The 23,499-nt window shown below is 42.3% G+C and carries 18 protein-coding genes; 9 read left to right on the top strand and 9 right to left on the bottom strand.

Annotation, left to right across the window (positions count from 1 at the left end):
• The first annotated feature begins 197 nt into the window (after positions 1-197).
• From GPM24_RS13875 to GPM24_RS13865, 3 genes are read left to right on the top strand one after another with little or no spacing between them, the layout of a single operon-like run.
• Complete coding sequence (locus tag GPM24_RS13875; RefSeq protein ID WP_158827414.1) at positions 198-701, top strand: tetratricopeptide repeat protein; 504 nt, start codon at positions 198-200, stop codon at positions 699-701.
• Positions 685-2,121 (top strand): ankyrin repeat domain-containing protein, encoded by a 1,437-nt coding sequence (locus tag GPM24_RS13870; protein WP_158827413.1) that lies wholly within the window; start codon positions 685-687, stop codon positions 2,119-2,121. The genes GPM24_RS13875 and GPM24_RS13870 overlap by 17 nt, the downstream gene beginning before the upstream one ends.
• 19 nt (positions 2,122-2,140) lie before the next feature.
• The gene (locus GPM24_RS13865; protein WP_158827412.1) at positions 2,141-3,118 is read left to right on the top strand and encodes an ankyrin repeat domain-containing protein; all 978 of its coding nucleotides are present in this window, start codon (positions 2,141-2,143) and stop codon (positions 3,116-3,118) included.
• Between the two features lie 73 nt (positions 3,119-3,191).
• Here GPM24_RS13865 and GPM24_RS13860 read toward each other — a convergent pair whose 3' ends face one another.
• From GPM24_RS13860 to GPM24_RS13840, 5 genes are all read right to left on the bottom strand, one after another.
• Positions 3,192-3,713, bottom strand: a complete 522-nt coding sequence (locus GPM24_RS13860) for a hypothetical protein (protein ID WP_158827411.1) — start codon at positions 3,711-3,713, stop codon at positions 3,192-3,194.
• A 123-nt stretch (positions 3,714-3,836) separates the two neighbouring features.
• Complete coding sequence (locus GPM24_RS13855) at positions 3,837-4,490, bottom strand: suppressor of fused domain protein (RefSeq protein ID WP_158827410.1); 654 nt, start codon at positions 4,488-4,490, stop codon at positions 3,837-3,839.
• Between the two features lie 118 nt (positions 4,491-4,608).
• Positions 4,609-5,391, bottom strand: a complete 783-nt coding sequence (locus GPM24_RS13850; protein WP_158827409.1) for a TlpA family protein disulfide reductase — start codon at positions 5,389-5,391, stop codon at positions 4,609-4,611.
• Positions 5,392-5,631: 240 nt separating this feature from the next.
• On the bottom strand, positions 5,632-8,055 hold the full coding sequence (locus GPM24_RS13845) for an ABC transporter permease (RefSeq protein ID WP_158827408.1): 2,424 nt from the start codon (positions 8,053-8,055) through the stop codon (positions 5,632-5,634).
• 288 nt (positions 8,056-8,343) lie between these two features.
• Positions 8,344-10,788 carry a TonB-dependent receptor gene (locus GPM24_RS13840; RefSeq protein WP_158827407.1) on the bottom strand — a complete coding sequence of 815 codons (2,445 nt, stop codon included), beginning with the start codon at positions 10,786-10,788 and terminating at the stop codon, positions 8,344-8,346.
• Between the two features lie 187 nt (positions 10,789-10,975).
• Between GPM24_RS13840 and GPM24_RS13835 the strand changes: the two genes are divergently transcribed.
• Positions 10,976-11,653: a response regulator transcription factor gene (locus GPM24_RS13835; protein WP_158827406.1), complete on the top strand. Its 678-nt coding sequence runs from the start codon at positions 10,976-10,978 to the stop codon at positions 11,651-11,653.
• Positions 11,650-12,906: a sensor histidine kinase gene (locus tag GPM24_RS13830; RefSeq protein ID WP_158827405.1), complete on the top strand. Its 1,257-nt coding sequence runs from the start codon at positions 11,650-11,652 to the stop codon at positions 12,904-12,906. The genes GPM24_RS13835 and GPM24_RS13830 overlap by 4 nt, the downstream gene beginning before the upstream one ends.
• A 4-nt stretch (positions 12,907-12,910) precedes the next feature.
• Here GPM24_RS13830 and GPM24_RS13825 read toward each other — a convergent pair whose 3' ends face one another.
• From GPM24_RS13825 to GPM24_RS13815, 3 genes are all read right to left on the bottom strand, one after another.
• Positions 12,911-13,750, bottom strand: a complete 840-nt coding sequence (locus GPM24_RS13825; protein WP_158827404.1) for a phosphatase PAP2 family protein — start codon at positions 13,748-13,750, stop codon at positions 12,911-12,913.
• A gap of 271 nt (positions 13,751-14,021) precedes the next feature.
• A complete protein-coding gene (locus tag GPM24_RS13820) occupies positions 14,022-14,588 on the bottom strand; it encodes a hypothetical protein (RefSeq protein WP_158827403.1) in 567 nt (188 codons plus the stop codon).
• A 26-nt stretch (positions 14,589-14,614) separates the two neighbouring features.
• Positions 14,615-16,969, bottom strand: a complete 2,355-nt coding sequence (locus tag GPM24_RS13815) for a TonB-dependent receptor (protein WP_158827402.1) — start codon at positions 16,967-16,969, stop codon at positions 14,615-14,617.
• Between the two features lie 629 nt (positions 16,970-17,598).
• On the opposite strand from GPM24_RS13815, the gene GPM24_RS13810 reads away from it, so the two are divergent.
• The 3 genes from GPM24_RS13810 to GPM24_RS13800 all read left to right on the top strand — a co-directional run bounded on the left by GPM24_RS13810 (position 17,599) and on the right by GPM24_RS13800 (position 19,406).
• Complete coding sequence (locus GPM24_RS13810; RefSeq protein WP_158827401.1) at positions 17,599-17,979, top strand: MerC domain-containing protein; 381 nt, start codon at positions 17,599-17,601, stop codon at positions 17,977-17,979.
• 77 nt (positions 17,980-18,056) lie between these two features.
• The gene (locus GPM24_RS13805) at positions 18,057-18,473 is read left to right on the top strand and encodes a Fur family transcriptional regulator (protein ID WP_158827400.1); all 417 of its coding nucleotides are present in this window, start codon (positions 18,057-18,059) and stop codon (positions 18,471-18,473) included.
• 270 nt (positions 18,474-18,743) lie between these two features.
• A complete protein-coding gene (locus GPM24_RS13800; protein WP_158827399.1) occupies positions 18,744-19,406 on the top strand; it encodes a hypothetical protein in 663 nt (220 codons plus the stop codon).
• A 246-nt stretch (positions 19,407-19,652) separates the two neighbouring features.
• On the opposite strand, the gene GPM24_RS13795 is transcribed toward GPM24_RS13800, so the two are convergent.
• Positions 19,653-20,756 (bottom strand): surface glycan-binding family protein, encoded by a 1,104-nt coding sequence (locus GPM24_RS13795; RefSeq protein ID WP_158827398.1) that lies wholly within the window; start codon positions 20,754-20,756, stop codon positions 19,653-19,655.
• 229 nt (positions 20,757-20,985) lie between these two features.
• Here GPM24_RS13795 and GPM24_RS13790 point away from each other — a divergent pair, with 229 nt between their 5' ends.
• Entirely contained in the window at positions 20,986-23,394 is a 2,409-nt protein-coding gene (locus GPM24_RS13790) for a TonB-dependent receptor plug domain-containing protein (RefSeq protein ID WP_158827397.1), read from the top strand.
• Positions 23,395-23,499 lie beyond the last annotated feature (105 nt).

Raw genomic sequence — 23,499 nt, 5'->3', positions numbered from 1 at the left:
ATGGGTGGTAACTGTTAAAAGTAAAAAGGCTTTTTATTAAAAAGCTATTTCATATTACAGCATGTTTATAAGCAAAGCGGCGTTTAGGAACCGCTTTGCATGGCTGATAAATGAAGCGGCGTTTAGGCTGTTTTCTATCGTTTTAAGTCAACGAATTTTGCTAGTCTTAAGTCATCTAACACATGTAATTGGCAGCTATGCTTTTAGGAACATCGGCTCATCATAATACCTCTCCAGATACAGAATCATTAATAATCCAGTTGCTCTTACAACAGCGCTATGCAGAAGCTTATGAACTGCTGATTCAGCAACAGCCCGCTTCAACAAGTGCGTTGTATAATATGGCGCTTTGCCTGCATTGGAGCGGCAATTACCAGGAAGCTTTAAGCCGGTTAGATAAGATTCAGCTTGCCCATCACGTAACGGGCGGAAATAAGCTAAATACAACCAGCGATTATAAGCAAATCAAAGACAAACAGATTCAAACCAACGATTATTTGCAAGGAATAAGCGAATCTTATGTAAAAAGCTTTCCTGCATTAGTGCATGACGCTATTGTACGGCTTAAAACAGATTGCTGGTTACAATTGGGTAATTACGCAAAGGTGGTTGCCATAGCAACGCCCATTGCACACAAAAATTATAAAAACATTACAGAAGCATTAAATCTAGCCGCTACCGCTCATGACCAAAGAATTTAATGAAATAAAAGATGCTTACCAGCGCAATATGTTTGCAGCCGAAGGCAATAAGGTAAACATGCTTACTTTATATAAGCAATTACCGGATATCAGTATTACCAACGACTATGAAGAGAACCTTTATCACCTGTCGGCCCGTTTCACTGATGCCGAGGCTATCCGTTTTTTGAAAGAGGCCGGCCTGAAACCTGCTGCCGATAAGTACGGCAACACAGCTTTGCACGCGCTTACCAACACCCGCTTTGATTTTACCGACCCAAAACTGGAAGAAAAAGCTGCGGCAATTTACCATACCGCTCAGGCGTTGATGGATGCCGGTGTTAATCCCAAAAAGAAAAATGATTCGGGTAAACTGGCTTACTTTGAGGCGGGGTTGCTGTACATGTATCCGTTTCTGCAAGCTATGGGCGAAGCCGGTGTAAGAATGGATGTTACCGAATCAGGAGGCATGAACCTGTTGCACACCATTTGCGATAAATTAGGTAACCGGAAAGATATTCCCGGCGCTATACCTGTAGTAATGAAAACGGTAAGAATACTGCTTGAAAATGGAGGTATTGACCTAGAAGATAAAGATGTATTTGGCACTACGCCGCTTACTTATGCGCAACGTAGCGGTGTAAAAGAGGTAGCCGCTTTAATTTCGGGCAATGAAAGTGACATAGCCACCGGTGGGATGACCATACACGAGGCTGTTTTAAACCGTGATCCTACCGCTGTGGAGGCCTTGATTAAAGCCGGAGTTGATTTAAACGAAATAGCTGACCAGTACCGGCGCACCCCACTTATGCTGGCTTGTGAGTACCCTTCTGAACCTTTAGTTAAACTACTGGCCGAAGGCGGTGCTGATGTTAATTTTAGAGCAGGTAATGGTGAAACAGCCGTGTACTATTTGCTTACAAAAGCGGTAAGCAATTTGGGCCGAGGCATGAGCCAGTATAACAAAGATATTGTAAAGATGCTACAGTTTCTGCTGGCAAACGGCTTGGATATAAATGCTGCCGTTGACAATGAGCGCAACACTGCTTTGAACCTGCTATGCCAAGCCGGTTACCTGGCCGATTTAAATAATACTTTAGTAGAAGAACTGATAGATGCAGGCGCTGATGTGAACCAGCCCAACCAATCGGGCAAAACGCCTTTGATGTCATTTGCGCAAAAAGGCAATGAAATGAAATATAATATTGCCGAATTGTTGTTGGACAATAATGCCGACGTTGCATATGTAGACCAATTAGGGAATACCGCCTTGATTTATGCCGCCGGAAACACCGATCAGATGTCGGGTAAAAGGATAGTTTCCTTAATTCTGGAAAAAGATAAATCTACCATTGAACGGGTAAACAACGCTGGCCAAACCGCCATGGATGTAGCTATCCAACATAACAATGAAGCTGTGGTTAAACAACTAATTAACTAAACGGGGTAAGCAATACGCTATGGATAATATGTTTTTAAACGCATGTAAAAATGCGCAAAAAGGAATAGTACAAGCTTTTTTAAAAAAAGGTGGTATTAACGTAGATAAGCGCGATGGTTTAGGCAATACGCCATTGTACTATGTATGCGGCAAAGGCGCCAAAGACATTGTGAAAATGCTGATAGATACCGGTGCGGATGTGAACCTGGCCAACAACAGCACCGAAACGCCACTGCACATTGCCGCCCGTAACGGTAGCAAAGAAATTATTAAGCTGCTTACCGACACAGGTGCCGATGTAAACGCAGGCAATAACAACGGGCAAACACCCCTATTTTATGCTGTGCTGGCTCACAAGACTGAAACTGCCCTGTATTTGATTGGCCTGGGAGCCGATAGCTCAGTTAAGGATAACGCGGGTTATAATGTGCTGGACCATGCCACGGCCAATGGTATGCGCGATTTAATTTCGGCTATTTCAAACGGCAGTGTGGCACAAAAAGATGACCACGGCAATACTCCCTTGCACCAGGCGGTTTATAACAACCAAAGTGAAACTGTGCGAGCGCTACTGCAATCTGATGCTTCTAATATAAATGAAGTAAATAATGATGGCGTAACCGCTTTAGTGCTGGCTGTAAACAACTCTAACATTCATTTGGTAGAAACGCTGCTAAAAAGTGGGGCAGATGTAAACCTGCACCTTTTAAACGGAAATTCGGCATTGCATTACGCGGCCGGTTTGGGCAATCATCATTTAGGGAAATTGTTATTGAATGCCGGGGCCGACGTCAACTCGCGCAATAGTTTTAGCGAAACACCGCTGCTGGTAGCCGCACAATGCGGTTTCAATGATTTTACAGCTATGTTAATTGAGAACCAAGCAGATGTAAACGCTGTAGATAACGAAAGCCGCAGCGCCATGAGTTTTGCCAGCGAGCGGGGCTATACCGAGATTTTAGAGCAACTATTGATGGCTGGCGCAGATGGAAAGTGATGACGAAATAGATTTATCACTTCAATTAGCGTACAGGCAAAGAAGTGAACTAATTAAACAATTATAGATATTTTCATTTAAACACCTGATCGGCTACTAAGCCTAATACAAACCCGCCAATTATACCGCCGGCACCCAAAATAATAATTGGTATTGCTAAGAAAACAAATATTTGTGGCTGCGTTTTTCGAACTTGTATGAAGTGTCTGGATAAATCCCAATTGTTACTTGAGGGAATAATCTTTGCTACTACACTTTGCATACCTGATAAGCTCGATCCTTCTGTTATTTGCAATGTATAATTACCGGGTTGTGCATAAAAGGTAAACAGCTCCATCCTCCCTTCGTTAAAACCGTTCGCGTGCATTCCGGTGAAAGAATAAGATAAACGCACTTCCTCTTTAGTTAATTCATTAAATATTTGCGGCTTGTATTTGTCAATCGGTACACGCCGCATTAGTGGTGCTTTATGCCATATCGAAAAATTTCCGGCCTCGGTGACTGAAAATTTGCCACTACCTTGCTGGTAAGATATTTCAAGAAATACCGGGCCATAGAACGATCGGCGGATCAGCTTGATACCTTTGACTAACACAAAAATTCCAATAGGTATGCATGAAAAAAGTAAACTGCGTATAAGGAGTATCGACATTATAACAACGAAAAGTTTATTGACGGGTAGAGTTTATTTGCTGCAGTATATGAATTGCCGGTATTATCAAATCGTTTTTCTATCCAGATCAGTGATTAATAACGGGGTATCGAGTTCCAAACGTTGTATGATTTTTTCTGTCTCTGTAGTTATCGGATTCTGTCTCAGCTCTTCATACTCGACTGATGTAAGCCCAACCATTTGCAAGAATTGAATATGCCCGTTTGGCGTGTCAATCTCGCCCAGTTCCGGATCAATAACGAAGGCTACTGCAATGATATCGGTATCATAATCCAACCTGATAGGCCCATTTGCCGGAACGAAATGGTAGGGTTCAAACCATTTACCGGAGTTAAATACATATTTAGCCAGGTTCTGCATCAATTGGCAAGCCCAAGTCACATTATCATCGTCGCTATACTTTTTTAGCCTGAAAGTAAGTTCAAAACCGAATTTACTGAATTCTGCATCTGCCTGCTCCGGATTGTAATACAGGTCAGAAAATCCGTAACTCACAAAATGAAAATGATCAATCTGCTTTTTGCTTTCGTATACACTGATACCATCCAGCGGCTCGGTTCCGCCTGCAATATAATGCAGTGGTGGGGCATAATGCCTAGGTTCTTGGTTGGCGTAAACTCTTTCAATTTGCTCATCTATCGCAAGCCAGCCCACAGCATCTTCTTCAGTAAATCGTGATTGGTATTCTTCAGCAGTCATACAAGGTTGGTAATTCTTAAATGAAACACTCATTCCTGTTTAAAAGTTTATACGGCTATTGTTTTCAACAGTAATTACAAAAAGTCTTATCGCAACACCTTTATTTTTCTCAAGACTATCATTTCTTCGCTGCTTCTTTACTTAAAGCGGCAATCATTTCCTGACAGTTATAGCTCATGTTCACCACAATTCCCTGCTTGTTAATTACCCAATGAGCTGGATATCCGGTAGCATGTAGTTTCTCTTCAATAAATTCTGCCGTTACCGGAATAATTGCATAGTTAAATGCGGTATGTTTTGCAAATTTTTGTAAAGCCCTTTTGGAATCAAAAGCAATACTTAAAAAAAGAATATCTTTCCGGTTGCTGTATTCTTCTTTTATTTTGTTCAATAGCGGCATCTCTGCAATACAGGGGGCACATGAAGTGAACCATGCTTTTAATACAATAATTTTACCCTTAGTGTTATCTGTAGTATAAACGTTTCCGTTTAAGTCCTGAAAATGAAAGGAAGGAAACTTTTTGCCTTCCACTAGTGTGTAGCCGTAATAAGTATCGCCTATTTGCTTAAGCATTCTTTTGATATCCGGATCCGTAGGTTCGGGTAATTTATAAAGCCGGTATTCAGCTTTTGTCTTTTCAGAATATATACGTAATGGCAGAAAGTCGCCTGTTGTTAGCTTTCTTATAAACACTTCCCTGGTTAGCGGATGCATGTTTACATCATAGGCAGTAAAGTCATCTTTTAACTGGAGATAATTGCTCTGATATTTTAACAGTGTTTGAACACTCTTAATTATGTTCTCCGCCGGTACAACGTCTTTTGTTGCTTTTTGAGCAAACGTTGGTTTTAATAATGAAATATTAAAAAGAGCAACAATACAGCAAAGCAAAATCTTCATCGTCATGAATTGATTTAGGTATAATAATCTTATGCTTTAAACTACATTATAAAATTATAAAAACCTAGCAGACGGATTAAATAATATCGCCTTAAACTGCCCCATTCTAATTACTTACTTCGTGTATTTCCATGCAGCAGTTAGCCAACGTCATGTTAAACTAATTTTCGCTGTAGGTAATCATTAATTACTTAGCTACTAAAAATGCTGGACTCACTAACAAAACATTATTACATAGTTTTATTCGTTTCTTAAACTGTTAACTGGGTTGGCCATTGCCGCTTTAATAGATTGAAAGCTGATGGTAGCAAATGCAATCACGATGGCCAGTACACCCGCCATTGCCAGTACCCACCAGCTGATGTTAATGCGAAATGCAAAATCCAAAAGCCACTTATTCATCGCATACCAGGCTATGGGCAAGGCTATCACAGACGCTACCAACACCAGTTTCAAAAAATCGACAGACAGACTGGTAACAATTTGTCTGACACTGGCACCCAACACTTTGCGCACACCAATTTCTTTAACACGCTGTGAAATGGTAAAGGCCGACAAGCCAAACAAACCCAGACAGGCAATAAATATGGCGATGCAAGAAAAGATGGTGAACAATTGCCCCTCCTGTTGCTCAGTATGGTACAGCATGTTAAACCGTTCGTCTAGAAAATTATAGGTAAACGGCTTTTCGGGCTGATACTTTTCCCAAGTTTGCTGTATGGTGTTCATCACTTGTTTAACGTTTTGCCCGCTTACTTTAACTGCAACCCAGTGGTAGTTGTTGTGTGCAAAGTTGGGCATACGCATTAGCAAAGGCGCTATTTGCTGATGTAACGATTCAAAGTGGAAATCATTTACCACGCCGATGATTTTACCACTAACACCGCCATAATTTAAATTTTGACCTATGGCATCTCCGGGGTTTTGCCAGCCTAATGCTTTGGTTGCCGAAACATTCAGTACATAATTATTGCTATCGGTAGTTATGCTACGGCTAAAGTTGCGGCCGGCTGCCATTTTAATATTGAAGGTAGGTATAAAACCGTAATCAGTATTAATGTATTTAATGGTAGCGTTCACTGGCTGCGTTCCGTTATTTTGCACGGCCTGCACACCTTGATCATCCAATAATCTGCCCGACGGAACCCTGGATGAGCGGCCTATGTTTTTAATGGCCGAGCTTTTTAGCAGATCAGCAGTAAAGGCGCCAAATTTATCGCTGGGCATATCTCTAAGCATGATAATGTGGTCTTTATTTAAACCAAGCGACTTATTTTGCAGGTAACGTAGTTGTTGAAATACTACTGTAGTAGCCACAATGAGGATGATAGAGATGGCAAATTGTGTAACCACCAACACTTTGCGGAAAGAGAGCCCTCCGCCCGCCTTAAAAATACCTTTAAGCACCTTTACCGGTTTAAATGACGACATAAAAACAGCCGGATAAATACCGCTTAGTATGCCAATAATAAATGGTACCACTAAAATTGGCAACAATACTACCGGCTGCAATAAAGTAGCCGATGACAGCCCCAAGTTTGAAGCTTTATTAATAGCAGGTAACAACAGTAATAATAAGGTAAAAGCCAGTCCGAACGATAGATAGGTAATCAATGCTGATTCGCCTAAGAACTGCGTAATAAGCTGCTTGCGATCGGCTCCAATTACTTTGCGGATACCGATTTCTTTAGCCCGCAAGGTGGCACGAGCTGTAGATAAATTCATGTAATTGATACAGGCAATCAGTAGGATAAATACGGCAATGGCCGAAAAGATGTAAACCCGTTTAATATCGCCGTTCTCCTCAATCTCGCTGTCTAGTTGCGAGTGCAGATGGATATCGGCTAAGCGTTGCAAGGTGAGTTTGGTACCGGCAGAAGCTTTGAAACTACTTGGTTCATCGGCAGGGCGCATATACTTGTCTAAAAAAGCAGGAAAGCGCGATTCCATCTGGGCTGCATTGTAATTAGGCGGCAACAGCAAGTAAGTATAAAAAGAGTTATTGCCCCAGTTTGTTTCCAACTGCTTTTTGCCATAAACGGCACTATCATTCAATGTACTGAATGATAGCAATATCTGCGGATGGATATGTGAGTTAGCCGGAAAGGGTTTGAATATGCCGGTCACCTTAAAATTTATCTTGTTTTCCAGCCGGATTTCTTTATTAATCGGGTCTTCGCTGCCAAAATATTTGCGGGCCATATCATCAGTCAGCATTACGCTGTACGGCTCGGTTAAAGCCGTTTTGGGGTTGCCCTTAACCACATCAGCGGTAAACACTTCAAAGAAATTATCATCGGCAAAAGTACAACCCTGCTCATTAAACAGCTTGTCTTTATACCGTAGCGTTACATCGCCATTAACGTACAAGCGTGTTAGTTGCTCAATTTCCGGAAATTCATTTTTTAGAAAAGGCCCGAATGGTGGCGATATAGCGCCCAGATGTAGCGTTTCGGTACCATCGGGATTATTAAAGCTGCGTGTTATCCGGTACACACGGTCGGCTTTGGAATTGAATCTATCGTAGCTTAACTCATTTAAATTATAAGCCAAAATAAGCAGGCAGCAGGTAAGCCCCAAAGTTAAACCTGCAATGTTGATGAAGGCAATAAATTTATACCGGCCAATGTTGCGCAAGGCACTGCGTAAGTAATTCCTGATCATATCCCAACCAATTACTGTTAATAATTTTATTTAAGATACGCTAATGCTGAACAAATCTATGCCATTCATTTATTTATCTAAATATCAGAGGTTTATAAATCAAAATATTATTCATACGTTCATTCGCGTAACAACAGGTGTCCGATAATGGTACAACAATTACTTAAAATACAGTGTATTAAAGCACTTACTGTGAGAACCAAATTTATACAGCCACGTCTAAGTTCAATTCACTTCTACTGATAGAAACACGATTAACAATGCTTTTTTGAATACTACAATGAAAATTTAATTTTCAACTGGCTTAACTAAGTTGTCTTGTTCTTTGTCTTTTTTAAAATCTAACTTACCAAAACGCCAAGAAAAGCTAATTCCGAATGATTGATAAGGAACTCGGCGCAGGCTATAGCTGTTATAAGGCTGCCCGTTAGTAGTGGCTGCCTGTGTAATAGTGGTTACCTGGTTTACATATTTGGCAAAAGGATTAGTTGTTGTAAAACCAACACTGGCTTTTTTATGCATTAACTGCTTGCGCAGCGCCATGTTGTAAGTGATAAATTTAGGCGAACGCCCTTGAATATTTCGCATGGGCGAATTATAATTTCCAAAAGCTTCGGCAACAAAGCTGTCTGATAGTTGATAGCTAAGATTAAGATTGCCACGTACAACAACAGCATTCACCGATGGGCCGCCATAAACTTTATTTACAATATATTTATCAATCACTGAAGTATTGGTACGAAGATTCAACTTTTTACCCAATGGAATGGAGCCCGATATGCTAATGCCGGTATTCTGCTCGGTGCCGATGTTTTGGCGGTTACTTACAGATACATGATGGTACACCGAATCTCCTACCCTATAGTCGGTATAAAAGTTGGTATAGGATTTCACATCATTACTGTTGTGCCTAGAAAACACTGCTATGTACAAATTGCCACCGGCTTCAAATGATTTGTTATAGCCTAATTCAAATACATTACCAATTTCGGGTTTTAATTCAGGATTGCCCGTTGTGATATTGTAGGGGTCGCTCAGGTTCACAAAAGGGTTGATAGCGCGATAGTCCGGCCGTTCTACCCGTTTGGTATAACTAAGTTTGATTGATGAGGATGAGTTTACTTTGCGAGAAACAACTGCCGTTGGTACCCATATATTGTAGGCTGGTATGGCTGTGCCCGGAAAGTCAATCCGTGTATCCGTATGTTCGTAACGGGCACCAGCTTTAATATCAAAAAAATTAAAAGCAGTAAACCCTGCCGACAAGTAACCAGCATATACGTTTCGCTTATAATACAGATGGTATGACTGGTTGGGGTCATAAGCGTAAATGCCCAATACTGCGTTAAAGGTATTTACATCGGTTTTGCTATTAATATTTTGCAGTACCGCCTTTACACCAGTTTCCATTACAATACTTTTGCCAAGCGGTTGTGCATAGTCTATTGCTATATTAGTTTCCCTATCCGTTCCCGGATTGGTACTGGATGATGCAGAAAAGGGTGATTGTTGGGTGGTGTAAGTTTGGCTTTGTGTATAATCGGAATAATTGTTTCCTAAACTTGAGGTATATAACACATCCAGTTCCTGTCCTTCTTTAGCAAAGCTCCTTTTGTAAGCCAGGCTCCAGTCAACGCTATGCGCTTTAAACCGGCTGGACGAGTTGCGCTGACTAAAAACATCATCAAGTCCTTGTGTAAGCTGCTCCTGGCTGGTGATGCCTTCATTTCGGTTACTAAAGTGATCATAACCTAACGAGCCTGTCAGATTATTCTTTTTAGAAGGCGACCAGTCAAAGCTCAGTCCTGATTCATAACCATCTCGGCGAAAGTTGCTGTAACCATCTTGAATAAGGCGCGTTTGGCTACCCGAAGCACCTGTAGAAGTACGGTCGTTCAAATTTAATGTACGGGTATTCACCTGAGCATTGCCACTAAAGAAAGCAGACACGCCAAAATTACCGTTACGCAAATTCAGGTTTGCTGATCCGTTTTCTAACCGGGTTCCCGTAGATAGGTTGACACCGCCGTTAATGCCTCTTAGCTTGTTATCTTTTAAAATAATATTGATAATTCCTCCTAAACCCTCGGCATCATATTTTGCACCAGGACTGGTAATCACTTCTATACTTTTAATCTGGCTGGCCGGAATTGATGCGAGTGCATCACTTATACTACTGCCAAACACGCTTGAGGGCTTGCCATTAATCAAAAACCGGACACTGGTATTACCTTGCAACTCCACATTGCCGTCTACATCTACGCTTACCTGCGGCACTTTTTTAAGCACGTCCAAAGCTACGCCCCCCTGCGAGGTCACATCATTGGCAGCATTATAAACCATCTTATCAATCTTGTTTTCAACCGTTGGTACTTTGGCAGTCACCGTTACTTCTCCGAGCTGCTTACTGCTGGTTTTTAAACTAATTGCATTTAAATTAAGCGTATTCTGCTTAATGGTTAAATGCTCAGCATTGTAAGCCATATATCCTATAAAGTTGATTACAATCCGGTATTCACTATCTGGCAAATTGTGAAGCGTAAAATTGCCTTTAGCATCGCTGGTAGCACCTTCGAAAGGCTTACTGCTGCCTTGCTGAAATAAGCTAATAGAGGCATAATCTACCGGAGTTTTGGTAGTGGCATCAACGATATGTCCGATAATTTTTCCTTTATTTTGTGCTAAAACGGTAGCACTTGTTAAAGCAAGCAATAAAATAGTGATCCACTTCATGTCGGGCAAAAGTCTTTCAAGATTTTGAATAAAGTCTGGAGGCGTTTTTTTATTATGTACTTGTTACAGGATGACAAATAATGACCTGCCGCGACGTAATGCGTAAACCAGTTACATAACATGAATTATAAATGGTAATTTTCAGACTTTCTCCAAACTTAGCTGCTAACTTTGGAGAAAAACTGCAGTGAAATTACTGGTTATTGAAGACGAGCCGGGACTTATGGAAAGCATTGAGGCCTACTTTACCGAGGATGGCAACATTTGCGAAACAGCAGCAGACTTTGCTGCTGCTATGACCAAGGTCAATCTGTATCGATATGATTGTATTATTTTGGACATTACGTTGCCAGATGGAAACGGCTTGGAAATACTTAAGCAAATTAAAGCCGGGCAACATAGCGACGGTATTTTAATTATATCGGCCAAAAATGCTTTGGATGACCGGTTAACAGGGTTAGACTTGGGTGCCGACGATTACCTGACGAAACCTTTTCATTTATCTGAACTTAGGGCCAGGGTGGCTGCTATTGTACGCCGCAAAACCTTTAATGGCAACAACATTTTGCAGTTTAATGAAATTTGGGTAGATCTGGTTGCTAAAGAAGTAAAGGTTCAGGATTCAGCAATTAAACTTACGCCTAAAGAATATGCCTTGTTACTCTATTTCATCGCCAATAAAGGCAAAGTGGTTTCTAAAAATGCGATTGCAGAACATCTTTGGGGAGACAGCATGGATATAACAGACAACTTTGATTTTATTTACTCGCACATTAAAAACCTGCGTAAAAAAATGATAGAGGCCGGAAGCAGTGATTACATCCATGCGGCTTATGGTATGGGCTACAAGTTTTCTGAAAAATGAAACTGCTAAACAAATACAACCGGCTAACCATTTCGGTGGCTGTTGTAACCATGTTAATTACTGGCATTGTTTACTACTTTACCATCAGTTCAGTTTTGAACCACCAGGTAGACAAGGCTTTAATGGTAGAAGAGCGGGAGGTAACCGACTATATTCGTTTGAATCAACATTTGCCACAGGTTTTTAAAACCAACCACCAAAGCATTGCCTTCACTGCTGTTGCTGTTCCGGGTAAACGCCACTTTATAGATACGGTGTACCGCGACCTGAAAGATCAAGAGTTGGAGCCGGCAAGAGCATTGTACACCAACATTCACGCAAAAGATCAGGATTACCAGATGCTGGTGGTACAATCGAAAGTTGAAACGGAGGATTTACTGGCTTTAATTTTTTTGATCACCCTTGCCTTGGTATGCGTTGTGGTAATCACGTTCTTTTTATTAAGTCGCGCCATTTTGAGTCACATTTGGCAGCCTTTTTACAAAATCTTAAAGCAGTTGTCAAAGTTTCAACCGTCGGGGCATGAAGATATCAGCCCGATAACAAGTTCAATTGACGAATTTATAGAGCTTGACACGGCTGTAAGAAATATGGCCAACCGGGTAAAAAGTGAGTACCAAACGTTGAAAGCCTTTACAGAAAATGCTTCGCATGAGTTAATGACTCCCATATCAGTCATTAACTCAAAATTAGATACGCTGTTGCAAACTGGCGAATTTACTGAGCTGCAAAGCAAAATTTTGTACGACATTTATGCATCGGTAACCAAATTAACCCGGCTTAATAAATCGATGTTATTGTTGGCCAAAATCGAAAACAGGCTAATTACGGATGAGCAGCCTGTAAACATCAAAACATTAATAACCACTCAGCTAAATAGTTTTGAAGAATGGCTAAACGGAAAAACGCTGATACTTGAAACCGAACTGCACAATTACAGTGTCCGTGCCAGCTTACTACTAATGGAAGTATTGGTAAGCAACTTAATAGGCAATGCTATCAGACACAATACCCCCGGAGGTATATTACAGGTAACATTAACCAACCACACGCTTAAAATCAGCAACAGTTCTTTAGCAAAGGAGCTTGACTTTAATATTTTAACAAAACGTTTTCAAAAATCAGCATCATCAGAAGGCACGGGTTTAGGCCTGGCCATTTGCAAGCAAATTTGTGATAACTACGGCTTTAATCTGAATTATCACTACACCAACGAAATCCATCATTTTGTGGTATTATTTAAGCAACCGTAACCATTTAAAAAGTTGCGGTAAACGTAAGTCCGGCAGCTCCGTCTTGGTAAGACGGCAGTAACAACGCATTTCTGTTCCGCTTCTTTTGCAACTCCGCAGGTTTGCCGGATGTTTTATCTTCAGATCCATGAAACAGGGCATTACGGATATAAGGATAGAGCAGGTAAGCTCCCTTGGTTGCCAAAATCCCTAGTCCGGCTCCTGCCACCACGTCGCTTAGCCAATGGTCTTTGTGATAAATCCGAAAAACGCCGGTTGTGGTAGCAAAGGCATATCCTGCAACCCCATAATATACAGAATTACCGCTAAGCTCTTGCGCCATAAATTCGGCATTCAGGAAAGCATTGCTGGTATGACCGGATGGAAATGATAACCGGTTTTGCTCATTGGGCCGCAGGCGGTGAGTAGATCGTTTTAAGGTATTCAAGGCAAGTTGCATCATGCCCTGAGACATTACATAAATCAGTGTACGATCTACAAAAGTATTTTTACCATGTACGCCAACTAAATTTACGCCATAGGTGATGATAACCGGTGCATATTGAAAGTAGTTTTCCAGAGTTGATCTCGTTACAAAATTGTGCTCGTCGGCTTCCCGGAACACGTAGCGATCCAGATGTCGCAACGGCTTGGCATAAAAGGAAACCACACCATAACCCATGAGCGCAGCCGGCGGAATGAGCGATCCAAATTTGCTATGCAGATGCTGCACTGTATCAGGCGCGGTTAGCAAATCTTTCTTTAGCGTGTCCGCTATATTCTTTTTCGTTGTGTCGGTCGTGGCCTGTTGCGCCTGGGCATTTAAGCCGAGCACGACAAGCATCAATACAATAATTTTTTTCAAGGCAGATAGTAGTTACATTCCGGTATTATTCCGCAATGTCGCGATATCGTTATACATTCTGTAGAAATTTTGGATTTCTATTAGCCTAATGGAGTATAAGCCAAAAGAATTACGAGTTGAATCACCGCGATCCCGCCGCCGTATATTAGCCGATTAGTCTAGCCAATGCTATCACTTTACTGTAACATACAAAGGTTTTAAACAAAACAGGCCGGATAATGACCCGGCCTGCTTTGTTACTGAAATGAACATCGGTTACTTTCAGCCTTATCTACTGAATTCTCACCGGGAAGGTCGCATCAAAATCGCTGCTGCCTGGTGCTTCGGTACCGTTTTTCTCACCTGGCTGGTGACGTAAGATGGTTTGCAGTGTACCGGTTGCTGCAGCGCCCGTTTTGGCTGTACCTTTTAAACCAATTTCAAAGTTGTTTTTGTCTTTGTCGGTACGGGTAACGGTCATGATAGAGGCAGCTACCGGTTTGTAAACCCACAAATGCTCATACGATTCTTCATTGATCTCGTTCAGAATATTGCGTTCATCCGGGTCTTTAGCGGTCTCGTTCAGTACTTCCGACACTTCGAAGTTATAGGTGGTGTTAGGTTTCAGGTTTAGAGTGCCAATAGTTGGCGCCACACCGCCTTCTCCATCCGGGTCGCTCCAAGTAACGGTGGCTACATCAGCCGCGTTGGCCGCGTTTGTAAATTTGAATGATACTTTAGTGATCAGTTCGTTTTCGTCTGCCTCAGGGGCCTCTTCCTTATCCTTTTTACAAGCTGAAAAAGTCATCACCAAAGCCGTTGCAGCAATAGCTCCTAATTTGAATTTGTTTTTAAACATGGTTTCTGTGTTTTTAATTTGAATTATTATGATTTATTGTTTTTTCCGAATGGTATTTGTAACCGTAAACTGATGTTACGGCCCAAGTCAGCACTGTAATAACGGAAGCGATTCAGGTAGTCGCGGTACTCTTTGTTCAGCAGATTATCCACGCTAAGGCTTAAATTCCAGGCGTAACCATGTACCGGTAAAGTGGTACTAATAGCCGCATTCACCAGCGTGTAACCAGCAGGTGCCGGTGCAAAATCCTGGTCGTCGCGCACACGCGACTGACGGGCCACATGCGTCATCGAAAAATCTATTAAGGTAGACTTGAAAGTTTTACTATCGGGCAGACCATAAGTCAACATGCCTGTATACCTATCGGCCGGGATATAAATCAGGTGCTCATCGGTATCTGTGTTGTAAGCTCTTACAGTAGCATATTTACCTGTAAGCTTAAAATGTGGCGTAAGCTGATAAGCTACCAGCGCATCAGCGCCGGTAAAGCGGGCGTTTACCTGAACATACTGATAAGATAGGAAACCGCCACGTTGCGTAATCTCGAAAATGGGTTTACCCTGCGCATCCAGTTGCGGCTGCAGATATATAAAATTATCGATATGGTTATGATAAACACTAATATCACCGGTAAGCTTACCGGTGCTGCGGCTGATACCGGCCGACAGGTTAAGCGATGACTCGTCTTTCAAGTTACGGTCGCCCCGCTCAAAGGCGGCGTTGCCCTGGTGTACACCTTCTATAAAAAGTTCGTTGATGGATGGTGGCCGCCAGCCCTTGGCAGCCGTACCGGTAAGGCGGTAGCCGGAAGGGAGATGATAAGACATACCAAACGTGCCGGTAACCTGGCTAAAGTTAAATTCTGGTCGTTCCAGCGGACTGTTGTTATCACGCGGAACAATACGTTTGGTAGCTTGCATCCATTTCTGATCGTATCGTATACCACCCTCCAGTTCCAGCTTATTTTTCTTCCAGCGTTCAATGATATAACCGGCACCGTTGTAACTCTTAAAAAAAGGAATAAGGTAAGCCCCCTCGTAATAATTGCGCTGATAAATGCCGTTTACCCCTACCCGGCCACTGATACCAGCAATGGGATGATGCTCAAAATAGATATCACCCACCTGGGTGGTTAAATCAAATTGGTATTGGTAACGGTTCTGGCTGGAGCCCCGTACCACGTCATACTCCTCGCGGTAATCTTGCTGATAACTGTATTGCAGGTTTAAGGTTCCTGCTTTATCAAACAACTTGCTCAGCTTCAACTTGCCCAAGTGATGGTTTACAATTTGGTAAGGCCGGTCAATTTTATAGTTCAGGTCCGATTGGTAAATTTCCAGCGGCTCCGGGCGGGTAATAGCATTGTTTCGATCTTCGGTGCTACCCACGTTAGAGCCACTGAAAATGCCAAGTTTGGTATTAAAGCTGCTGGCATACAATTCGGCATTCCAGCCCTGGTTGCGGTAACCCAGCATCAAAGCGCCGTTGTACTCGCGCAAGCCGGTATTCTTTAGATAGTAATTGGGCGTTTTAGCATTGCCTGCAATTCGTGTAGTGCCCTGCAAACGCCAACTGAAGTGGTTGTTTTTGTCGGGACTATCTTCAATCAATCCCGAAAAAGCACCCAGCCCGCTGTTGCTCATGCCTACCAGATTCACCTGCCCGCCTAAGCCAGATTGATATTTCAAGGGGGCCGGTTCAAGCAACACTACCCCACCTATAGCATCAGCACCATACATCACGCTGGATGCACCTTTGACCACAGTCACCTCACTGGCAATAAATGGATCTACCTCGGGTGCGTGTTCACTGCCCCATTGCTGGCCTTCCTGCCGTACGCCTGCATTAGAAATAAGTACTCTGTTGCCCGACATACCTTGAATGACCGGCTTAGATATACTAGGACCCGTTTGTATAGCGTTGACGCCGGGAATAACTTTTAGCGCCTCGCCTAACGACTGGCCACGGGTCATTTCCAATGCACGGCCTTCCAGCCGGCCGGTTACCTGAAGGGGTTTGCGCTCGGCTTTAACGCCCGCCACCTGCACGCCCGAGAGTTGTGTAGATGTCGAAATTAGCGCAATATCAAGCTCTTTTTGTGCAGATACATTTACCTTAACCACCCTAGGCTGATAGCCAACATAAGTAACCTCAAGTGTGTAATTGCCTTTGCAAATGTTATTAAAATGATAATGACCATCACCGTCTGTCACCATGATTTGGCTCAATTCTTTTATTTTGATGGTAGCTCCGGGTAATATGCTGTTGTTACGATTATCGCGTAACGTACCAAAAAGCATGCTGTTGCAGGCTTGCGCCTTCACTGCAACAGGGAATAAACAGATAAGCAGAAGCCATGACAGCCTCAAATATTTGGTCATAAATATCCTGTAAGTAAGAAAAGAAGAATAACTAAGCTGTAAAGCAGTAAAAATCAGGCAAAGGCGACAGGAGGAGCCTTGTTAACGAAGTGGTAAAAGCCCTTTAATATTATATCGTCGGTTAGAGACAGTAGATAAAGAGTATCATAAACCAGGGAACTGATAAACACACGGTTTACCATCAGCACCGCAGCACCGACAGACTCGAAAGGTTTACAGCACGGTTTAGCCGTCTTTTTGATGACTACTTGGCTGCTGTATCCCTTCTCAATCTTGGGTAACGAATCATGCTTATGAAAAATCTGATGAACAGGAACGATGGCGCTCAGTATTGCTATAAGCAAGAGCCAGGTGAGGTAGCCATATGTCCTTTTTGTATTCATCCGCAGCTGCAAAGTAAAGCATTTTAATGTAAATGCAACAGTGTAACTTTATTTTTCATTAAAATAAGCTCATTTTAGATATATTATCCTACCAATTGCTACTTAACTGCATTCACATTTATAATGGCTTTATGCTTTTTGTATTTACATTTATACACCGCCAGGTTAAAAAATCATTATTATGTCAGATTAGTAAAACATAAAAGCAACTTTGTGTCTTTTATGTTCACTTAACTATATTTGCCTATGCTCTCAAAAAAACTATCGGTCAGGTTAGACAAAGCAGGAATGGGAATTTCATTTCTGTGCGCCATACATTGCGCCCTGTTGCCGGTATGTCTTGCCATCTTGCCAGTGCTGGGATTGGAATTTTTAGCCAGCCCCCGTCTTGAAATAAGTATTATCATTCTTTCGGTGCTGATTGGCGTAAGTTCTTTAAGCTTATCGTGGTATAAACACCGTAGTTTTCTGCCGTTCGTGATTATGGCTTTCGGGTTTCTGAGCATCTTTAGTGGTCATTTTTGGCTGACCAACACCAAAGAGTGGCTATGGCTTGGTTTGGGTGGCACCTTGGTTGCACTGGCACATTATCAAAACTGGAAGATTGGACATAAGCAGTATCATTAGCATCAGGATACAACAGGTTGCCTTTAGCTACGTAAATATGACAGATTGTTGCACAAATCTTCTTAAATTTGAAAATAATGAACGAGGAATTTGTCAAACTGCTGCACAACAATCAACTCAAGGCTACAGCTTCCCGATTGAGTGTATTGCAAATCATTTCTGAACGAGATGCTGCTATATCGCAGCCCGTACTGGAAAAGATGCTGGGTGAAGACGTAGACCGGGTAACCCTTTATCGCATATTGAAAACATTTGAGGATAAAGGTATTTTGCATAAAGTTATAGACCTGAACGGTACTGCCAACTATGCTATCTGCCATTCTTCGTGCTCGGAGCACGCCCACCATGACGAGCACTTTCATTTCAATTGCAGCAATTGCCATAGTGTTTATTGCATGAATGATTTTCACTTACCAGCGTTAGCCATGCCACCAGGCTTTAAAGCACATACGGTAAACCTGTCTATTACGGGCCTTTGTAAGAAATGCAGCTAAGCATTTTAATTTCAGAAATTCCCCTTATTAATTTTTTTTCTTTTGAAATCAGGTACATTATAAAAATATAAATAACGAGGCCACATTGTGACCACTTGGTTATTTCTCTGCAAACTAAAATACCTATCCGCCCTATTTTAAATTCGTTATCAGCAATCCGGATAAATGCCATTAAATTGCATTAAATTTTTTTGAATGATTTTTTATCTGGTTTGTGCTATTTTGTTAACGTTCGGATTGGGCCAAGGCCTTCGGGCGTACGCTGGCCCTATGAAAAGTAAGGATGGCAAAGGTGTCTGGAATGCGCTTTCTATCTTTGGCTCCTGTGTGATTATCTTCACATTGTCTTATGCGTTCGACCTTTTGGTTCATCACATTTCGCCTGATGTTTGTGTGCTGGGTGTAGCCAACGCCCTTTTCACCCTCATTTTTTACTTCATTGCTACCCGCTCCTTCTTGCATCTTGCCGAAACCCAAAAGCATTACCACCTTACGCCCCGTACCCGTCAACTACTTATTCAAAACCGGTGGCTTATTTATCCGCTAAGCGCCATACTTCTCCTGTTACCGCTTAATTACTTCGTGGTAAAAGATTTGCTGGATAATGGTGAGGGCAGAAACATGACCAACCTCGACCATGTCAAAATCCTGGCTTTTTATGGCTCCGGTGCCTTGCTAGGTATCCTGATCCGTTGGTTGTTCAGTTACCGCACCGAACTGGCCAATCATTGGCCTATGGTTTCCGTATCAACAAAGTGGTTGGTTTTTGTGGTTACATTTGCAGCCTTCGGCTTCCAGCTAGCGGGCCTATTTACTTTCAATTTCTCGATGAGTGAAGAGCCAATATTAAGATATGCGGCGAGTTTCGCCATTATGATTATGGGCTTTCATATGCTATATTTCATCACCCGCCGAGAGCAAAAAACCCATTAACCATAAAGACAAGGCTCGCGTCGGCTTGGAATTAATAGCATTAAATTATATTATTGAAAAGGTCGGTAAATGCACGACATACTATAAAATTAACTGTCTTTTTGATGAAAGGCAGGCGTCGGGTTTGTTGTGAATGCTGGCAACTAACTAAATGCTGATTTCTTGCATCTTATCTGTTGTTTAAAAACACAAAAAGACGCATTAAGTTGTTGGCTTATTTACAATACCGGGTACTTTAAGAAACCGCTATTCTTCAAGTTTGGCCATATTCAACGTCATGGTTGATGTAAACTCCAGTCCGGTTGTGGTAACAGCTTTTACCGTTAGTTTATAACTTCCTTCCGTTAGCGTAGTGTTCTTTTCTACCGTAATTACGCCGGTTTTTTCATCCACCGCCAAGATACCATCTTTATTATCGAAAGCCTTGCCGTCTTTTTCAATAGCTGTAACTACGAACGATGATTTGTACTTGTCTGGATAAAGCGTAGGGGCTGAAGATACGTAGGCGTTAGACAAAGCAATATACACCTGGTTGAGCAATAGGGTCAGATCATACTCCGGATAATAAGTTCCGTAAAAAAATTTGATCTGCGGTATAAATACCACACGAAATTGTCTTGACGCCACCTCAAACCCATCTTTTTTAAGAGTAGATGCCAGATCGTAAGCTTGCTCCGCTTTCTTGTTAGGATCACCGGCGGTGGCTTTAAATTGCACCTTGTTACCGTTCAACGATACCACAGAGGCCGCCGTTTTAGCATCCAAGTTCCAGGTAGCGCCATCCAGCGATGATGAAGGCGCTTCCAGTTCAAATGTGGCGCCTGCATCACTGTACAGTACGTAAGCAAACGGAATATCGTTCTTATTGTCTAACCCTTTGATATTAAATTTGCCTAGGGTCACTGTAACAGCCACAGTCTTTTTGCCGGTTAGTGTCTGGTCTGATGAACTTGCGATAACTGTTACTTTGTAGCTGTCGGGCAGCTTTTTGCCGGTTGTTGAAGACACGGCGCTATTAGGATAAATCAGTCCGCTGTTCACATGTATCTTACCTTGTTTGCGGTCTACAGTAAAGGCTTTGGCCAGCTTATCGTAAAGCTTACTGTCTGCATTAACCTGAACATTTTCATTCTCACTGAAGTCTAGTCGCAAATCCACATTCGATTGGCTGAGCAGGTCGGCCGGGATTGCCAAATCCTTTTCTTCCCCATAGGTTAAGGTAAGTGCCGACGGAATATCAATGTTCACTTCCCGAACCTCTTTCTGCTCGTCCTTTTTGCAGGATGAAATGGTTAATAACAAGCCGGCCGCTACAACCGATAATTTTGTGTAGTACTTTATAATTCCCATAAATCAATTTTTCCGCGAAAGTAGACGAATATTTTATTAAATGCAATTATGTTGCTTTATTATTTTCCCCTCACATAAGATACATATAAAATAAACAACTTAGAAGCCAATTCAATGCCTATTAATCTCAATATGCTTTAATTAATAACAACATAGTTGCATTTAAAATTCATGTTTTTATATTTGCGCCGTTGCTAAAGGCATCTTGCCTTGATAAAAAACACTCACAATGCTCCATAATTATTTTGTTTCTGTTATTGGAATGGCTGGTTTATCCACCATAGCTCTCAACTCCTTTGCCCAAGCGGGCAAGGTCAAAGACACGTTGAAAGCTGTAATTCTTTCGGAAGTAACAGTTTCCGAAAAAACCAGTCCAGGTATAAGCAACGCTCGTAAAATCTCACGCAAAGACCTGGAGCTTTTTCAATCTAATACGCTTGGAGAAACCTTGAGTCATATACCTGGCGTTCAAAACGGATACTTTGGTCCAAATTCGGGAGCACCCATGATCAGGAGCATGACAGGCAACCGGGTAAAAATACTTTCAAACGGATTATCCCTGAACGACCTTTCGGGCATCAGCCCCAACCTTAATGTCATGACTGATATGGATAACCTTTCGGGAATTGATGTTTATAAAAGCGGCGCCAGCATTTTATATGGCGGTAAAGCGATTGGCGGAGCGGTTAACTTAAGAGACAATACCATCCCTAGCGCCCGGTTCGCGCAGAAATTATCAGGTTTTGCCGGTACTGAGGCAACAACGAATAACGGCTATAAACAAGCGTTTGATCTGAATGGCAATATGGGCAAAAAGTGGGTATGGCATTTGGGTGGCATGAACCGTTGGAATAAAGACATTAAAATTCCCGGCAACACAAAGGCTCCTATTGCCTACGATCCGAAAATAGATGACCTGACCCAAACCATGGCACAGGTAAATGTAGATAAAGAAGTGATAAGAAACCTGAGCTTGTACCCATACCTAAACCAGTTTGTGCTCGACAACATGAATAACCCCGCTTGGGGGCTTAGCGAGGCGGATTTGTATACTTTCCAGAATACCTCGGTGATTGATGGGCAGGTCGTTTCTAATCCACGGAACGATAAGTACATTTCCGGTCAAGACCCGAACACACCGCTTTCCACCACAATTATTAAAGGCATATACGATTACTCACCAGTTACCAAAGGGATTATGCCTAACAGTCATGCAGAAAGCCGTTTCCTGAACTTTGGCACCACTTACCTGGGCGAAAATTTTTATGCCGGCATAGGCTATCGTGGTGCTTACGGGTATTATGGCATTCCCGGTTTTGCATTAAGCCAGCTGCCTGGTCATACGCATAGTGACGGACACACCCATAATGTTCCGGGCGAACGGGTTTACCGGCCTATCAACACCCGATCGCAGTCGAGCAGCCTGCTGTTTGAAACAGGCTTACATTCACCCATGCAAGGAATTTCATTTTTAAAGCTCAACTACATGATGCAACTGGCCGATGATACCGAATTATCCGGTGAATATTTGGCTAACAACTTCGGTACTAAGCGCCACGTGGTGAGAGCGGAGGTTGAGCAGCAGCCTTTAAGTTTTTTAAAAGGATTAAGTGGTGTTGACTTCTCATCGGTTAATATGAGCGGCACTGGCAAACAAAGGTATTTCCCGGATAACCACAGTCGAGATTACGGCGCGTTTACTTTACAGCATTTACAGCTAAGCATTGTACAAGCCGATTTGGGTTACCGCCATGATGTGGCCGAGCGCCGTGCTACGCCCGGAGGTAGTTATAAACCGAGCCGTGGGCTTGCCGGTGGTAAGCTGTCGGCCAGAGATTTTCATTTGAACCACTTCAACAGCGCCCTACAAGTAGATGTACTTAAAATTGGATTTATAAAAGGTTCGTATGTACATGCCGAAAGGGCGCCGGATGTGAATGAGCTATATGCCGGTAATAATCATTATGCCATTATGCTGGAAGAAAACGGCGATGACCGGCTCAATAAGGAAACGTCCAAAACCTTAGATTTAGGTGCAGGCTTCAACTACTGTGGCATCCATGCTGTGGTAACCCGGTATAAAACCGTTTTTCATAATTACCTGTATTTGGCGCACACCGGCATTTCGCGCTCCGGCGGTTTTCTGGTTAAGGAATGGCGGCAATCAAATACCGAAATAACCGGTTGGGAAGCTGAATTGGCATACAAATCCCTCATCGGGAAACAGGGTAGCTGGGAACTGGGATCTTACTTTGATTTAGTCAAAAACAAGAACACATCTGATGATCACCTGAGACAATGGGCCGAAGGTGATTACATGCCGAATTTACCAACCAGCCGGTACGGTTTTTCAGGAGCGGTTCGTTGGAAGAGAACAGAAGTAAACATTTTGTTTGATCGCTATCTGCAACAGCGGTATTTAGGCAAAAACATTAATCCCGAGCCCCCTATGCCAGCCTATTCTTTACTGGGTGCACGGATAGCTTATAAAAGCAAAATTAAAGGATATGGCCTCGAATATTACCTAAGCGGTAACAATCTGCTCAATGTAGAAGCCCGCCCTCAAAATTCAATTTTGAAATACCTCGCTCCTCTTCCCGGCAGAAATCTGGCCTTGGGTATAAGGCTCACAATTTGATGTATCCGTGGGCTTGATAGTTACCTGAAAATTTAGCAACACTACTTCATATATAGCACTTGCGAAGTCTGGAGTTAGAAAGTTCGGTACCCCAACTTCAGTTAG

The sequence above is a fragment of the Mucilaginibacter lacusdianchii genome (assembly GCF_009770985.1).
In the GTDB taxonomy this organism is placed as follows: domain Bacteria; phylum Bacteroidota; class Bacteroidia; order Sphingobacteriales; family Sphingobacteriaceae; genus Mucilaginibacter; species Mucilaginibacter lacusdianchii.
Note: the sequence above shows the minus strand (reverse complement) of the source record. Positions and strands in the feature narration are given on the sequence as shown.

Excerpts from the sequence above, each read along its gene's own strand:
- GPM24_RS13790 (WP_158827397.1), top strand. The coding sequence starts at position 20,986 with ATGCTCCATAATTATTTTGTTTCTGTTATTGGAATGGCTGGTTTATCC.
- GPM24_RS13855 (WP_158827410.1), bottom strand. The coding sequence starts at position 4,490 with ATGACTGCTGAAGAATACCAATCACGATTTACTGAAGAAGATGCTGTG.
- GPM24_RS13840 (WP_158827407.1), bottom strand. The coding sequence starts at position 10,788 with ATGAAGTGGATCACTATTTTATTGCTTGCTTTAACAAGTGCTACCGTT.
- GPM24_RS13850 (WP_158827409.1), bottom strand. The coding sequence starts at position 5,391 with ATGAAGATTTTGCTTTGCTGTATTGTTGCTCTTTTTAATATTTCATTA.
- GPM24_RS13820 (WP_158827403.1), bottom strand. The coding sequence starts at position 14,588 with ATGTTTAAAAACAAATTCAAATTAGGAGCTATTGCTGCAACGGCTTTG.
- GPM24_RS13815 (WP_158827402.1), bottom strand. The coding sequence starts at position 16,969 with ATGACCAAATATTTGAGGCTGTCATGGCTTCTGCTTATCTGTTTATTC.
- GPM24_RS13870 (WP_158827413.1), top strand. The coding sequence starts at position 685 with ATGACCAAAGAATTTAATGAAATAAAAGATGCTTACCAGCGCAATATG.
- GPM24_RS13795 (WP_158827398.1), bottom strand. The coding sequence starts at position 20,756 with ATGGGAATTATAAAGTACTACACAAAATTATCGGTTGTAGCGGCCGGC.
- GPM24_RS13865 (WP_158827412.1), top strand. The coding sequence starts at position 2,141 with ATGGATAATATGTTTTTAAACGCATGTAAAAATGCGCAAAAAGGAATA.
- GPM24_RS13845 (WP_158827408.1), bottom strand. The coding sequence starts at position 8,055 with ATGATCAGGAATTACTTACGCAGTGCCTTGCGCAACATTGGCCGGTAT.
- GPM24_RS13810 (WP_158827401.1), top strand. The coding sequence starts at position 17,599 with ATGCTCTCAAAAAAACTATCGGTCAGGTTAGACAAAGCAGGAATGGGA.
- GPM24_RS13830 (WP_158827405.1), top strand. The coding sequence starts at position 11,650 with ATGAAACTGCTAAACAAATACAACCGGCTAACCATTTCGGTGGCTGTT.
- GPM24_RS13805 (WP_158827400.1), top strand. The coding sequence starts at position 18,057 with ATGAACGAGGAATTTGTCAAACTGCTGCACAACAATCAACTCAAGGCT.
- GPM24_RS13875 (WP_158827414.1), top strand. The coding sequence starts at position 198 with ATGCTTTTAGGAACATCGGCTCATCATAATACCTCTCCAGATACAGAA.
- GPM24_RS13800 (WP_158827399.1), top strand. The coding sequence starts at position 18,744 with ATGAAAAGTAAGGATGGCAAAGGTGTCTGGAATGCGCTTTCTATCTTT.